The sequence below is a fragment of the Mycetocola manganoxydans genome (genome assembly GCF_003667545.1).
GTDB classification, from domain to species: domain Bacteria; phylum Actinomycetota; class Actinomycetes; order Actinomycetales; family Microbacteriaceae; genus Mycetocola_A; species Mycetocola_A manganoxydans.
The window spans coordinates 12,073-26,382 of record NZ_RCUV01000002.1 but is presented as its reverse complement, the minus strand read 5'-3'; the positions used below and the strand labels follow the sequence as shown (position 1 = coordinate 26,382).

The 14,310-nt window shown below is 65.9% G+C and carries 14 protein-coding genes and 1 tRNA gene; 11 read left to right on the top strand and 4 right to left on the bottom strand.

From position 1 onward, the window contains the following. The first annotated feature begins 36 nt into the window (after positions 1-36). Complete coding sequence (locus D9V29_RS01420) at positions 37-1,335, top strand: UDP-glucose dehydrogenase family protein (protein ID WP_121671547.1); 1,299 nt, start codon at positions 37-39, stop codon at positions 1,333-1,335. 59 nt (positions 1,336-1,394) lie between these two features. Further along, positions 1,395-1,468: transfer RNA gene (locus tag D9V29_RS01415), tRNA-Pro, on the top strand. Positions 1,469-1,639: 171 nt separating this feature from the next. On the opposite strand, the gene D9V29_RS01410 is transcribed toward D9V29_RS01415, so the two are convergent. Both D9V29_RS01410 and D9V29_RS01405 read right to left on the bottom strand, forming a co-directional pair. Then, complete coding sequence (locus tag D9V29_RS01410; RefSeq protein ID WP_121671694.1) at positions 1,640-2,620, bottom strand: metallophosphoesterase; 981 nt, start codon at positions 2,618-2,620, stop codon at positions 1,640-1,642. Then, the gene (locus D9V29_RS01405; RefSeq protein ID WP_121671546.1) at positions 2,620-5,187 is read right to left on the bottom strand and encodes a transglycosylase domain-containing protein; all 2,568 of its coding nucleotides are present in this window, start codon (positions 5,185-5,187) and stop codon (positions 2,620-2,622) included. The genes D9V29_RS01410 and D9V29_RS01405 overlap by 1 nt, the downstream gene beginning before the upstream one ends. A gap of 62 nt (positions 5,188-5,249) precedes the next feature. Between D9V29_RS01405 and sp36 the strand changes: the two genes are divergently transcribed. The 4 genes from sp36 to D9V29_RS01385 all read left to right on the top strand — a co-directional run bounded on the left by sp36 (position 5,250) and on the right by D9V29_RS01385 (position 7,948). After that, positions 5,250-5,408 (top strand): Sp36 family protein, encoded by a 159-nt coding sequence (sp36, locus tag D9V29_RS01400; RefSeq protein ID WP_121671545.1) that lies wholly within the window; start codon positions 5,250-5,252, stop codon positions 5,406-5,408. Next, entirely contained in the window at positions 5,408-5,869 is a 462-nt protein-coding gene (locus D9V29_RS01395; RefSeq protein ID WP_121671544.1) for a RidA family protein, read from the top strand. The genes sp36 and D9V29_RS01395 overlap by 1 nt, the downstream gene beginning before the upstream one ends. Positions 5,870-6,246: 377 nt before the next feature. After that, positions 6,247-6,864 (top strand): TetR/AcrR family transcriptional regulator, encoded by a 618-nt coding sequence (locus D9V29_RS01390; RefSeq protein WP_121671543.1) that lies wholly within the window; start codon positions 6,247-6,249, stop codon positions 6,862-6,864. 247 nt (positions 6,865-7,111) lie between these two features. Next, positions 7,112-7,948 (top strand): endonuclease domain-containing protein, encoded by an 837-nt coding sequence (locus tag D9V29_RS01385; RefSeq protein WP_183084871.1) that lies wholly within the window; start codon positions 7,112-7,114, stop codon positions 7,946-7,948. A gap of 104 nt (positions 7,949-8,052) precedes the next feature. Here the strand turns inward: D9V29_RS01385 and acs are convergent, their stop codons facing one another. Then, positions 8,053-10,026 (bottom strand): acetate--CoA ligase, encoded by a 1,974-nt coding sequence (acs, locus tag D9V29_RS01380; RefSeq protein ID WP_121671541.1) that lies wholly within the window; start codon positions 10,024-10,026, stop codon positions 8,053-8,055. Between the two features lie 641 nt (positions 10,027-10,667). On the opposite strand from acs, the gene D9V29_RS01375 reads away from it, so the two are divergent. The 5 genes from D9V29_RS01375 (at position 10,668) to D9V29_RS01355 (ending at position 13,899) form a co-directional block, all read left to right on the top strand. Continuing rightward, positions 10,668-11,621 (top strand): TadA family conjugal transfer-associated ATPase, encoded by a 954-nt coding sequence (locus tag D9V29_RS01375; protein ID WP_444543322.1) that lies wholly within the window; start codon positions 10,668-10,670, stop codon positions 11,619-11,621. Then, complete coding sequence (locus D9V29_RS01370; protein WP_121671540.1) at positions 11,621-12,772, top strand: type II secretion system F family protein; 1,152 nt, start codon at positions 11,621-11,623, stop codon at positions 12,770-12,772. The genes D9V29_RS01375 and D9V29_RS01370 overlap by 1 nt, the downstream gene beginning before the upstream one ends. Positions 12,773-12,898: 126 nt before the next feature. Further along, a complete protein-coding gene (locus D9V29_RS01365) occupies positions 12,899-13,096 on the top strand; it encodes a DUF4244 domain-containing protein (protein ID WP_121671539.1) in 198 nt (65 codons plus the stop codon). Between the two features lie 2 nt (positions 13,097-13,098). Beyond that, positions 13,099-13,503 (top strand): TadE family type IV pilus minor pilin, encoded by a 405-nt coding sequence (locus tag D9V29_RS01360; RefSeq protein ID WP_121671538.1) that lies wholly within the window; start codon positions 13,099-13,101, stop codon positions 13,501-13,503. 9 nt (positions 13,504-13,512) lie between these two features. Beyond that, complete coding sequence (locus tag D9V29_RS01355; protein WP_121671537.1) at positions 13,513-13,899, top strand: Rv3654c family TadE-like protein; 387 nt, start codon at positions 13,513-13,515, stop codon at positions 13,897-13,899. Positions 13,900-14,029: 130 nt separating this feature from the next. Here D9V29_RS01355 and D9V29_RS01350 read toward each other — a convergent pair whose 3' ends face one another. Continuing rightward, on the bottom strand, positions 14,030-14,263 hold the full coding sequence (locus D9V29_RS01350; protein WP_121671536.1) for a hypothetical protein: 234 nt from the start codon (positions 14,261-14,263) through the stop codon (positions 14,030-14,032). Positions 14,264-14,310 lie beyond the last annotated feature (47 nt).

Genomic DNA, 14,310 nt, shown 5'->3' with positions numbered 1-14,310 from the left:
CACCGGCCGTTCATTCCCGCTCGATAGGCTCGACTCATGAAGATCTCTGTGATCGGCTGCGGCTATCTCGGTGCTGTGCACGCGGCGTCCATGGCGTCCCTCGGGCACGATGTCGTCGGAGTCGACGTCGACGCCGAGAAGATCGAGGCACTCTCCGCGGGCCGCGCGCCGTTCTTCGAACCCGAACTGCCGCAGCTCCTTCTGGACGGGCTCGAGGCAGGACGCCTGCGGTTCAGCACAGACATCGCGGATGCCGCCGGCAGCCGGGTGCACTTCATCGCGGTCGGCACGCCCCAACTGAAAACCAGCGGCGCCGCCGACCTGACCTACGTCGATGCCGCGTTCGCCGCCCTGCTTCCGCACGTGGCGCCCGGCGACCTTCTCGTGGGGAAGTCGACGGTGCCGGTGGGGACCGCCGCCCGGCTCGCTCCGTCCGTCGAGGCGACCGGTGCGATGCTGGCATGGAACCCGGAGTTCCTGCGCGAGGGATACGCCGTGAAGGACACGGTCGCTCCCGATCGGCTCGTGTATGGAATCGGCGCCGGGCACGAAACATCCGTCGGCCTTCTTAATGAGGTGTACGCCACGGCTGTCGCGGCAGACACCCCCGTCGTCGTCACCGATTACGCCACGGCCGAGCTCGTCAAGGTCGCCGCGAACGCTTTTCTCGCCACCAAGATCTCCTTCATCAATGCGATGGCCGAGATCGCCGAGGTGACCGGCGCCGACGTCACCCAGCTCGCGGATGCCCTCGGCTACGACTCACGGATCGGCCGCCGGTTCCTCAACGCGGGCGTGGGCTTCGGCGGTGGATGCCTGCCGAAAGACATCCGGGCGTTCACCGCACGCGCCGAAGAGCTCGGCAGGGGAGAGTCCGTGGCGTTCCTCAAGGAGGTCGACGCGATCAACCTCCGGCGCAGGCAACGTGCTGTCGACGTCGTCGTCGAAGAACTGGGCGGCAGCGTTTTCCGCAAGAAGGTCGCTGTCCTCGGGCTCGCATTCAAGCCGGACAGCGACGACGTGCGGGACTCCCCGGCGCTCGACGTCGCCGTGCAGCTCAACGGCTTGGGTGCCAACGTCGTCGCGACGGACCCGGAAGCGATCCCGAACTCGCGCCGCCTGCACCCGCAGCTCACCTTCGGCACGCTCGACGAGGCACTTGAATCAGCCGATGCCGTCGTGCTGCTCACCGAGTGGAAGCACTACCGCGCCCTCGACCCGTCAGCGCTGCTCGCAACCGTTGCGCATCCGCTGGTCGTCGACGGCAGGAACGCCCTCGACGCTGATGCCTGGCGAGCGGCGGGCTGGACGTATCGGGGCCTCGGACGCCGCTGACCCCTCTGTCATCGGTGCCGGCATTTATCGGCTATTCTTATTGAGGCCTCCGGGCCAATCGGGGTGTGGCGCAGCTTGGTAGCGCGCTTCGTTCGGGACGAAGAGGTCGTGGGTTCGAATCCCGCCACCCCGACAGTCAGACCGTTCGGTTCCATCAGGAACCGGACGGTCTTTTTGTTGCGCGTCGGGGCGGAAACAGGAGATCGCACGATTCGCAGGATGCTTTCGGCGATTGTCTCCTGTGGAACGTGCGATCTCCTGTTGTGCGTTCGTGGCGGCATCCGACCTCGCCGCGGGAAGAAACCTACTTCGTGTCGCGAGCCACAAGCGTCAGCAGGGTCGCTTCCGGCCGGCAGGCGAACCGTACCGGTGCGTAGATGGAGGTTCCGAGACCAGCGCTCACGTGCAGGAAAGCCGACCGCAGGGCGTGGCGCCATAGGCTCAGTCCCTTGACCTGGTCGCGGGGGATGTCGCAATTGGTGACGAGCGCGCCGTAGCCGGGGACGCAGACCTGCCCGCCGTGGGTGTGCCCGGCGAGGATGAGGTCGGCGCCGTGGTTCACGAACGAGTTCAGCACCCGCTGGTACGGCGCGTGGACGACGCCGATATTCACGACGTGCTGCAGTCCGGCATCCGCTGTCTCGAGCGTCTCATCGTCCTGCTGGCTGTCGAGCAGTCCGGTGAGCAGGTCGAGCCGGTCGGCCCCGATGTGCGGGTCGTCCACGCCGAAGACATCGAAGCGAGTGCCGTTGATGGTGACGCTGCCGACCGCGTTGTTCAGGTTCTGCCAGCCGAGGGCATCCGTGAAGAACGTCTCGAGGCGATCCGTGTCCAGGTTGCGCTTGCGGGGTGCCTCCGGCCCGCGGCCGGAACTCGACGGGCCGGTGAGATAGTTCAGCCAGTTCTTGCGCATCGGACCGAAATAATCGTTCGAGCCGTGCACGTAGAGTCCCGGGATGCCGCCGAAGTCTGCGAAGGCTCGCTCGATGCCCGGGATGCCGTCGGCGTGCCCGAGGTTGTCACCCGTGTCGACGATGAGGTCGGGCTTCAGCAGGGCAAGGGACTGAACCCACTCCTGCTTGTCCTTCTGCCACGGTGCCATGTGCAGGTCGCTGAGGTGCAGGATCGTGACGGATGCCGCGCCTTTCGGCAGCACAGGAACGGTCTCGCGACGCAGCGTGAACAGTCGGCGTTCCACCAGGGAGCCCCAGGCGAACGTCGCGGCACCGGCGAGGGCCAGGGTGCCGAGGAGCGCCCCGACCCGCCGGCCGCCTGACCAGCCGATCAACCGCAGTCTTTCTTCTTGACGGTGATCGTTACTTCGGTCGCCGGGTCGGCCGCCGTTCCTGCCGCAGGGTTCTGCGCGGTCACTTCTCCCGGTCCGGGCGCCGCGCCGCTGTCAGGGGTACATGCTTGCTTGACGTTTGCGTATCCGGCCGCGGCCAGCGCTCCGATCGCTGCCTCGGGCGCCGAGCCCACGACATTCGGTACGGCTGCCGACGGCTTGCCCGTCGACGGTCGCAGCGTGATTGTCGATCCGGTGGAGACGGACGAGCCAGCACCCGGGCTTGTGGATGCGACGAGTCCTGCTCCGACGCTCGACCCGACCGGGTCACCTACCTGGGTACCGAAACCTGCCGCCCGCAGCGTCGCTTCAGCGGCTTCAACCGACTGGCCGGCGACATCCGGGACCCGCACCTGCTTGGCCCGGATCAGCGCGTCGTCCGGCTGGCCGAATCCTTCTCCGCCGTACCTGTCGATCGAGGTCCGGAGGATGTTCGAGAAGATGCCGAACTTCGCGCTGAAGCCGCTGACGCCCCTCTTGACGTAGACGTCATACATGCTCTTCTTGCCCTTGACGTTGCCGACCCACAGCGACGTGATGGCGTTCGAGGTGCCACCGGTGATCCAGGAGTGGACCGCGTCGTCAGCGGTACCAGTCTTGCCCATGAGGGGAGCACCTGAGACCGCCGCGCGAGAAGCGGTTCCGCCGCCATCGAAGACCGTCTCCATGGCGTACGCCGCGGTCCGTGCAACCTCGGGGGTGATCGCCTGGGTGCAGGTGCTCTTCGGCGGTGCTATTTCTTCACCATCGGGGCCGAGTACCTTGTCGATCGCGATGGGCGTGCAACTGACGCCCTCAGCGGCAACGCCGGCCATCGCCGTGGCGAGGGAGAGAGGCGCGATTTCGTTGGCCCCGAGCAGTGTCGCCGGGAACTTGTCCATGTCCTTGCCATCGGCGCGGTGGACGCCGAGATCGTCCGCCGTCTTGAAGATCTCGCAGATGTCGAGCTTCTGTGCCATCGCGATGAAAGCGGTGTTCACGGAACGTCGTGTCGCGTCGATCGGCGTGATCGATCCCGGGCTCGTTCCGTCGTAGTTCTTCGGCGTGTACGGAATCGTCTGGGTTCCACCGTCACAGCTGTTGTAGTTCCACTTCGAGAACGTGCGCTTCGATCCGCTCACGGACTCCCGCAGCGAGTGCCCGTTCTTGAGCCAGTCGACGAGAATGAATGCCTTGAACGTCGAGCCGACCTGGAACCCACTCGACCCGCCGTAGTCGCGGTCGGTGTTGTAGTTGACGGAGGTGTACGCATTGTCTGCTTCAGACAGGGCAGCGTTGTTGCTGTAGGTCTTGTTCTGTGCCATCGCGAGAATCCGGCCGGTCTTGGGCTGAACAGTCACCGCGGCAGTTCCGATGTCTGTGCTCTCCATCGACTGCGGGATGTACTCGTTGATCGCGTTCGCGGCGGACACCTGAAGGTCGTAGTCCAGCGTCGTGTACACCTGCAGTCCGCCGCGTCGGAGCGTGGCTGCGCGCTCTTCAGGGGTTGCGCCGAACGCTTCGTCCTTCTGGATCACACGCGTGACGTAGTCGCAGAAGAAGGCCATGCTGCTGGCCGTCGTGCATCCGGTGCTCGGCTGCACGATGTTGGGCGTGATCGGTACGGCCTTGGCGGCCTCGTGCTGCTCAGGGGTGATCTTGCCCTCTTCGAGCATCTTGTTGATCACATAGTTCCGGCGGTCGAGAGTCCGGGAGTAGCCGTCCGCTGCACCGTTCACTTCGTTGTCCGGGCGGTCGATCCGGAGCGCCGACGGCGAGTTGACGATGGCGATGAGCGTTGCCGCCTGCTCGATCGTCAGGTTGGCTGCGGTCGTGCCGAAGTAGTACTTGGCGGCGGCCTGGATGCCGTAAGTACGGGCACCGAAGTTGGCGATGTTGAGGTAGCCGAGAAGGATCTCGTCCTTGCTGTAGTCCTTCTCGACGCCGATGGCGTAGCGCATCTCCTTGAGCTTGCGTGCAGCGCCGTCGGCACCCTGCGCCGTTGATGCTTCGTCGGCGCAGGCCTGGAGCTCTTCGTCTGACTGGGAGTCGATCTCGCACTGCTGGATGAGGACGTTCTTCACGTACTGCTGCGTGATCGAGGAGCCGCCCTGGGTGGATCCACCGATGACATAGGTCTTGAGGATCGCGCGAGTCGTGCCCATCACGTCGATGCCGCTGTGCGTGTAGAAACGCGGGTCTTCTGCTGAGACGGCGGCGTCCTTCGCGAACTGGGAGACCTGCTCCCACTCCACTTCTTCACGGTTCTGGTCGAAGAACGAGGCCAGGAGCACGGGCTTGCCGTCAGACGTCTGGGCGAAGATGTTGGTCTTCTCCATCGACTGTCCGACCTTGAGGTAATCGGGCAGTCCATCGAACACGCTGATGGCGTTGTTGGCGGTGATACCGGTTACTGCGAGGGCAGGGGTGACTGCGGCGGTGACGAGAAGTCCGGCGGCAGCACTCAGGCCGATGAACCCGAGGAGACCCCCGAGCACACCTCTACCCGTGCGTTTTTGTTCAGGCATAGGATCGAGTTTAAGTGACAAATCTGTAAAACCGCCTCCACCCGCACAAACAAGAGGAAAACATGCCCCGCTGGGAGTACATCACCACACCGCTGATGATCCATAACACCGCCGCGATCCTCAACAACTGGGGGAGCGACGGCTGGGAGCTGGTCCAGGTCATCACCGGCCCCGAGGGCGGCCTCGTCGCCTACCTCAAGCGCCCCATTGCGGATGCCTGATGTCGCGCATCGCGGATCGGCTCGCTGAGCTCGGACTCACCCTCCCCACCGTCGCGGCACCGGTTGCCGCCTACGTTCCCGCCGTCGTGCAGGGCAATCTCGTTTACACATCCGGCCAGTTGCCGTTCGTGGACGGATCCCTTCCCGCCACCGGAAAGGTCGGCACCTCCGTTTCTGCCGAGGGTGCACAGGCCTACGCGGCGACGTGCGCACTCAACGCACTTGCGGCCATCGAGAGCGTGATCGGCTCGCTCGACCGCGTCACCCAAGTCGTGAAGGTGACCGGCTTCGTGGCATCCGACGCGTCATTCACCGGCCAGCCGGGCGTCGTCAATGGCGCGTCGACCCTTCTCGGCGAGATCTTCGGCGACGCGGGCGTTCACGCTCGCTCCGCGGTCGGCGTGGCCGTCCTGCCGCTCGATGCGCCCGTCGAAGTGGAGCTCGTGGTCGCGTTCGCGTAGCCCGTCGCGCCGTCACGTCGTCTCGCCGTCACGCCTTCGGATCGTGTTGCACCGAAGGGTGGTTCGTCGAGGGCGAAGCGGGGGACTCGCCCTCGACGAACCGGAGTGCCAGATCGATGGATCGGGCACTCGTCATGGGTTCAGGTGCGCGGTGCTTCCCGGGATCGGCGGGCGCTACCTGAATCGGTGTGTGTGCGTCATGGTCAGCGGATGCCGTGCCCCCGGAACCCGCGGACCATGACGCATTCATGGTTGCCGGATGCAGTGCCCCTGGTATCCGGAATCATGATGGTTTAATTATGGACGGTGTCCATACTTGGACGCAAGTCAAGTTTTTCGTTTGTATGATGAACTGGGGATGGTGACAAGGGGGCAGCATGGCCGAAGGGCTTCGAGAGATCAAAAGGCGCGCCACCAGGCGTGCGATGGAGAAGGCTGCGGTCGACCTTGCCTACGACGAAGGCGTTGGGGCAGTCACGGTCGACAGGGTCTGTGCGACGGCTCTGGTTTCCCGGAGCACGTTCTTCAACTACTTCGATTCCCTCGACGAGGCCATCTTCGGTTCGGCGCTCGACTATGACCCCGTCCTGACCGAGCGCATCCTGACGCGGCATCCCCATGATCTTGTCGTTGCTGCGAGCCTGATCGTGATTGAATCCGTCCGCGGTGAGCCTGAGGACACCGTCACCCAGCGCCGGCTTGCCCTGTTTGTGCGCGAGCCGGGACTCACCACGGCTGTCTCCTGGTCCAGTCATGACAGCCGAGAGCGTTTGGTGACCGTGATCAAGACATGGCTCGATGCTCACCCTGAGCTGGCCCGGTTGCCGGACGCGGAGCATGAAACCGAGGCGCGGTTGACGGTCGCTCTCTCGATCGCGCTGGGGGACGAGGTGCAGCGGCACGCTCGCGAGGTCGATGGTGAGGTCTATTTCGACCCCGAGACCTTCCGCAGCGCCCACCGCCGCATCGCTGCGATCAGCGTCCCGGCTGAGTGACGGGTCGCAGCCAAACAGGTAGCGCGCCGCTTCAGGCATCCGTACCGCGTAGCGCCCCGCCCCCCGCACCTCTACCGGAGATCGCAGGATTATCAGGATCCTTTCCGGTTTCTTCTCCTGTGAACCGTGTGATCTCCTGTTTTGCGTTCGACGCCGGCTGCCCTCCACAGGGTGAACATTGCCGCGGACGATCAACGAACTCGCCCTGAATCTCCGATCGGCCGCTGAGGTCCGCCAGTGTCGGATGATGGACATCGAAGATTGGGTTCGACGGCACGGGCGAATCGCCCATTCGAGCGATCTCATCCGGGCCGGTGCAACGACGTACGGGATTCGGACGGCGATAGCATCCGGTCCGCTGATGCGAGTGCGCAGAGACTGGATAGCTTTACCTGACTGTGATCCGGAGTTGCTGCTCGCTGCTCGCTCCGGCGCTCGGCTGACGTGTCTCACCGCCGCTCAACGTCTCGGCCTGTGGGTCGCTGGGGATGCCGCGACTCACCTCTCGCTCCCAGCTCACGCTAGCCGACACAACATCCCCACGGATGCCGTGGCTCACTGGGCGGTGGGTCCGGTCGCCGTGAGTGGCCCGTGGCTCACAGAGCCGCTGGAGAACGTCCTGGTGCAGGTGGCTGAATGCCAGCCGTTTGAATCCGCCGTTGTCGTTCTCGATTCGGCGCTCCGGTTGAAGAAGATCACTGCCGGTCACCTGGAGCGAATAGCCACGAGATCACGGCGGTTCCGGGCTGCACGCGCCGCTGCCACGGCGTTCTCCGATTCCGGAATCGAGACGATCCCGCGATTGAGGCTCGCGCGAATCGGTATCGCGTTGCGACAGCAGGTGGTCATCGATGACCACCCTGTCGATGGCATCATCGGCGATCGTCTCATTCTTCAGATCGACGGTTACGGCCCGCACTCCAGCGCGGAGCAACGCCGGCGGGATCTCCGTCAAGACGCACGACTCACACTGATGGGTTACACGGTTCTCAGGTTTGACTATGCGCAGATCGTCGGTAACTGGGCCTACGTCGAGTCGACGATCCTTGCTGCCATGGCGCAAGGGCTGCACCTGGCCGCGTGACCCGGCATCCGCTCTCTTGGGTCGCTCGTTAAACAGGAGATCGCACGATTTACAGGGAGAAATGCTTGAAAGCATCCTGCAAATCGTGCGATCTCCTGTAGCGGCTACTTCGCCGTCACCTGACCCGTGATGATCTGCATCACCGTCGTGTCGGCAAGCGTCGTCGTGTCGCCGACCTCGCGACCCTCGGCAACGTCACGCAGCAATCGCCGCATGATCTTGCCCGACCGGGTCTTCGGCAGCTCGTTGACGACAAACACGTCGCGCGGGCGGGCGATCGGGCCGATCTGCTCACCCACGTGTGACCGGAGAACCGCCGCGATGTCCTCCACCGCGGCTGATTCCTCGAGCATGCTCTCTTTGATGATGACGAACGCGACAACGGCCTGCCCTGTCGTCTCATCGCTCGCGCCAACAACGGCGGCCTCAGCGGTGAAGGGGTGGGCGACGAGCGCCGACTCGATCTCGGCGGTCGAGAGGCGGTGGCCCGAGACGTTCATCACGTCGTCCACCCGGCCGAGCAGCCAGATGTCGCCCTCGTGGTCGAGGCGCGCCCCGTCACCGGCGAAGTACTTGTCGCCGAACTTCTCCCAGTAGGTCTCCTTGTAGCGCTCCGGGTCTCCCCAGATGCCGCGCAGCATCGCCGGCCAGGGCTCGGTGACGACGAGCAGTCCACCGCTGTCGGCTCCGACCGGCACACCCGCCTCGTCGACGACATCGATCGCGATCCCGGGGATCGGCACCTGCGCACTGCCTGGTTTGGTCTCCGTCACAGCGGGAAGCGCCGAGATCATGATCGCGCCGGTCTCGGTCTGCCACCAGGTGTCGACAATGGGCGCAGCCTTCGCGCCGATCACCTTGCGGTACCACATCCACGCCTCAGGGTTGATGGGTTCGCCCACCGAACCGAGCAGGCGGATCGATGAAAGGTCGAACTTCTTCGGGATCTTCCGACCCAGCTTCATGAACGAACGGATGGCGGTGGGCGCGGTGTAGAAGGTCGTCACCTTGTACTTCTCGATGATCTCCCACCAGCGACCGGGGTGCGGGGTGTCTGGGGTTCCCTCGTACAGCACCTGCGTGGTGCCGTTCGCGAGCGGACCGTAGACGACATAGCTGTGTCCGGTGATCCAGCCGACGTCAGCGGTGCACCAGAACACGTCGGACTCCGGCTTGAGGTCGAAGACGGCCTTGTGGGTGAAGGCGCACTGGGTGAGGTATCCACCCGAGGTGTGCAGAATGCCCTTGGGCTTTCCGGTGGTGCCTGACGTGTAGAGGATGAACAACGGGTTCTCCGCTTCGAACGCCTCGGCGTCGTGTTCTGCGCTCGCCTTCGCCATCTCGTCATGCCACCAGAGGTCACGGTTCTCGGTCCAGTCGACCTCGTTCTCGCCGCGCTTCACGACGAGGACGTTGGTGACCGTCTCCTGGGGGCCGAGGTCGCCGCGGGCCTCGAGCGCGGCATCCACCGCCGGCTTGAGCGCAGAGACCTTCCCCTTGCGCCAGCCACCGTCGGCGGTGATCACGAGCTTGGCGCTCGCGTCATCAACGCGGGAACGGATGCTGTCGGCACTGAATCCGCCGAAAATGACGGAGTGCGCGGCGCCCAGCCGGGCGACAGCGAGCATCGAGATGACGGCCTCGGGGATCATCGGCAGGTAGATCGCGACCCGGTCGCCCTGGCCGATGCCGAGACCGGCGAGAACGTTCGCTGCGCGCTTGACCTCTTCGGTGAGTTCGGCGTACGTGACGGTGCGGGTGTCGCCCTGCTCGCCCTCCCAGTGGAAGGCGACGCGGCTCCCGTTGCCGGCTTCGACGTGCCGGTCGAGGCAGTTGTATGCGACGTTGAGCTTGCCGTCGTCGAACCATTTCGCGAACGGAGGGTTGGTCCAGTCGAGGGTGCGGGTGAATGGGGTGTCCCAGTGCAGCAACTCGCGTGCCTGCCGGGCCCAGAACTCCAGACGGTCGGCTTTTGCCTCGTCATAGAGATCCGCGCTCACCTCTGCTTCTCGGGAGAACTTCTCACTCGGGGGAAACTTGCGGTATTCGTGCAGGAGATTGTCGATTTGCGTATTCATCTTGTGTCTACTCGCTCCTTCGCGACTGGTTCACGGTGCCACAACTGTGTGACTTATACAGACTGTACTCTGATCGACGGGACCCCAATTGTGGGGTCTCCACCATGCAAAAACGGCGTGATTTCACGTGTCCACTCTTTGGGGGACCGGATGGCGCTCCGCAGGGCTTGCACGGGCGTCTTTTGCGCGTACACTTGGGCTCGGCCGAATTCTTAATTCGTGCGTGCGACGTACAGATTCCCCCCAATCGAGCGTCGCGTGTGGCGGCATCCATTCCCCCCAATGGGTGTCGCCCTCTAATTTTCCGCTGGTCTTTCCTGGCCGCGAATCCTCCACATCGCCCCGCGAGTCCGGTGTTGTCCACGGATGCCATCCCGATCCCTCTTCGCGTGGCGCCGTCTTTCTACTGTTGCTGCATGACGGATCGATTCGTTGCCGAACCGATGCTCGGTGCGATGCTCACCGCGCCGAGGGAGGGCCGGCCATCGGTGACCCGCGGCGATGCTCCCGCGCAAGGTCAGGCGTCCTCGCGGTCAGGTGACGGAGTGCAGGCGGCGTCCGCGGGTAACGTCGTCGAGCGGCTCTCACGGCACCACGACTCGGCTGCCCGGGCCGGTTCCGCTGAGCTTGCCGACGTGCGAATGGCCCGGATGCGGACGGCAGCGGAGTTCGGTCCGCTGGCCCCGTACCTCATGGGTGCGAATGTCACGGATCTCTTCGTCAACGGCGACGGTGGACTCTGGGTCGACCGCGGTTCCGGACTGGAGCGCGACGGGGCATGGTCCATGGCCGAGCGCCCTCTGCGTGACTTCGCGGTACGGCTGATCGCGCTCGGCGGACGACATATCGACGAGGCGACGCCGTGCGTCGACGTCCGGTTGCAGGGTGGCATCCGGGTTCACGCGGTACTGCCGCCGGTGTCCGTGTGCGGGACGCTGCTCAGCATCCGGGTTCCGCAGGTGCAGAGGTTCGGGCTCGCCGACCTGGCTGTCGCGGACATGTTCGGTTCAGACCCCGTTGTGGTGCTCGATCGCCTCCGTGCAGCCGTGCGGGACCGCACAAACCTTCTCGTGACCGGAGCAGGAGGCTCAGGCAAGACCACACTTCTCGGCGCGCTGCTCGCTGAGGCGCCACCCGGCGAGCGGATCGTCGCGATCGAGGACGTCGCCGAACTCGGTGTGCGGCATCCGCATTTCGTGTCACTCGAGTCCCGGCAGGCGAATCTGGAGGGCGCGGGGGCCATCGGGCTCGAACGGTTGCTGCGCGAGGCCCTGCGGATGCGGCCTGACCGGCTCGTCGTCGGTGAGTGCCGAGGAGCCGAAGTGCGCGAGTTGCTCGCCGCCCTGAACACCGGGCATGACGGCGGTGCAGGAACCCTGCACGCGAACTCTCTTCGCGACGTTCCGGCGCGCGTCGAGGCGCTCGGCGCGCTCGCGGGCATGACCGCGGATGCCGTCGCCCGGCAGACGGTGAGCGCCATCGGCCTCGTGTTGCACCTGGAGCGCGAGGGAGGCATCCGGCGGCTGGCCCAGGTGGGGCGGTTCGGTCTCGACCCGAGCGGGAGGCTGACGATTCTCGCCGAGGGCCCCGCGTGATGACCCGACGAGCGCGCTCTCCCGATCACTCGCCGCCGATCGAGCGCGTCGCCGCGGTGACGGAGCGGCTCGCCGTGCTTCTCGCTGCCGGAGTTGCGCCATCGGCTGCGTGGGGGTACCTGGCGGCGGGATCCGCCGGCGCGACCCCGGACGGTTCTCCTCCTCACTCCGCTGAGCCCGGTGCCGTCGGTGTGGACGAAGCGAAGCGGGGGCGACGCCGGACTCGCCCCTCGCGCCCGGTTCTCCATCGCGCTCGCACCGAGCGGCGGGATCGCGACCCGGCCCACGTCGGGGCGGTGCTCGGCGCAGCGGCCGCGGCGGCTGAGACCGGCGACGATGTTGCGCGCACGATCGCGACCACGGTGCTGGGACGCGGATCCTCCCGCTTCGGACGTTCGACGCATCCCGGCCCGGCAGCGGATGCCTGGCTCTCCGTTGCCGCGGCGTGGTCTGTGGCCATCGAGACCGGTGCACCGCTGGCCGCCTGCCTGCATGAGCTCGCACGTTCGCAGCGATCGCTGGGCCAGGCCCAGCGAGACATCGAAGCAGCGCTGGCTGGACCGCGCTCCACCTCCCGGCTGGTGATGATCCTGCCCGTCGTCGGGCTGCTATTCGGCCTCCTGCTCGGCTTCGACACGCTCGGTACGCTCGTCGGCACCGTTCCCGGCCTCGTCTGCCTGACCGGGGCAATGCTGCTCATGCTCGCCGCTTGGCGATGGTCCGCCGCCCTGGTGAGACGGTCGACACCCCGGTCGACAGCACCCGGCCTTGCCATCGACCTCACCGCGATCGCGATGTCGTCGGGGGCATCCGTCGACCGTGCGCTCGCCGTGGTCGACTCAGCGCTCGCCGCGTTTCGGCCGAGCGAGACGGCAGATACCCGAACGCCGGATGCTCGCGATGAATCAGCAGCCGTCGCAGGGGTATTGGCCCTGTCGCGCGCCGCCGGGGTGCCTGCAGCGGATCTGCTCCGCAGCGAAGCTGACCAGGCTCGCCGCGATGCGCGCTCGGCGGCGCAACTCGCGGCCGCAGCGCTGGCCACCCGGCTCATGCTCCCGCTCGGGATCTGCGTCCTTCCGGCTTTCCTGCTCGTCGGCGTCGCCCCGTTGATGTTGAGCGTCCTCTCCTCCACCGTCCGGGGAATCGGATGAGAAACCCACAGAACCTGTCGGTTCTCGAATCGTGCCCGACAGCGCGGCGACGATGGAAGTCCTCGCGCCACACACTCAGCACCCAACCATCAGCAATACCCATCAGTAATAAGGAGAACACCCGACATGGCGCGATTACGAGAACAACTACAGCGAGTACGGAGCGGCCTTGCCGACGAAAGCGGTGCGGCGACGGCCGAATACGCGATCGCCACCATGGCGGCGGTCGGTTTCGCCGGCCTGCTCGTCGTCATCATGCGATCCGACGAGGTCCGCGGCATCCTGACCGACCTCGTTCGCCGGGCGCTTACGGTCAACGGCTGACCATGCGCCTTCACACGTCCGGCGGCGGCTCCGTTCGGGCAGGTCGCCGCCGGACACCCTCCGGGGTGAAGAACCGGGAACGCGGCAGCGCCGCGGCGGAATTCGCTGTGGCGATCCCCGTTGTCGTTCTCGTGCTCGGTTGCTGCCTCGGCGCGATCCAGGTCGCCTCTCAACAGGTTCGCCTGACGGATGCCGCTGCCGACGCGGCCAGGACCCTCGCGCGCGGCGATCCTCCCGGAGTGGCGGCAGCGCGGGTACACCGGATCGTTTCGGCCGCGACGATCAGTACGTCAACGAAGGGCGAGTTCGTATGCGTCCGTGTGAGCGCGCCGGCCGGGTTCGGTCCGGCGGCGATCGCCGGCGTGCGAGTGAGCGCGTCCGGATGCGCCCTCGCCGGCGGGATCTAGGAGCGGCGCATGCCGCGGCATCCACCGGGGTCGTCAGTGGGAAGACGCGACTCTCGCGAGCCATTCGCTTCAGATCAGGGTTCCGGGTCGGTGCTCGCCGTCGCCCTCGTCACCGCTGTGCTGCTGCTCACGGGGCTCGCGCTCCCGCTCAATGCCGCCCTCACCACGCGACAGTTGACAGCGAACGCAGCGGATGCGGCGGCTCTTGCCGCGGCCGACACCGCTTCCGGACTCGTTGCCGGCTATCCCTGCGCGAACGCGGCCGAGGCGGCTCGGCTCAACGGGGCCGAGCTGGGGGAGTGCACGGTCGACGGACTGGAGGTGACGATCACGGCGACGCGACGGGTGCTCGGAGTGACCGTCAGCGTCGCCTCGCGCGCAGGACCACCGGAGTGACCCTCAGCGTCGCCTCACGTGCAGGACCACCGGGGCGATCACCGTCGGCGGCGGAATTGCACATGCGTGCAGCGGTGTGGCATCCGCTGTCCTGGACGAGCGAGCCAGCCCCGTGTCGCCGGGCCGACGCTCAGTCGAAGTTCGTGGTCAGGTACCGGTAGTTGACGGCGCTCGGGCGGTCCGAGTCCTCGGACTCGAACTCCTGGCCGGATGTCCGCGCATAGACATAGGTCTTGCCCTGGCCAGCAATGTCAACGGTGGGGCGCGGGTCGCCCGACTCCAGAAAGTCAGCCGACAGGGTCTTGCCCTCGAGCGGCCCATCGGTGAGCTTTGCCGTGTAGGTCCGTGCCGTTGATGTACTCATAGCCCCCATTCTGCTCTTTCCCCCGGTCTTATCAAGAGGGCCGCGCT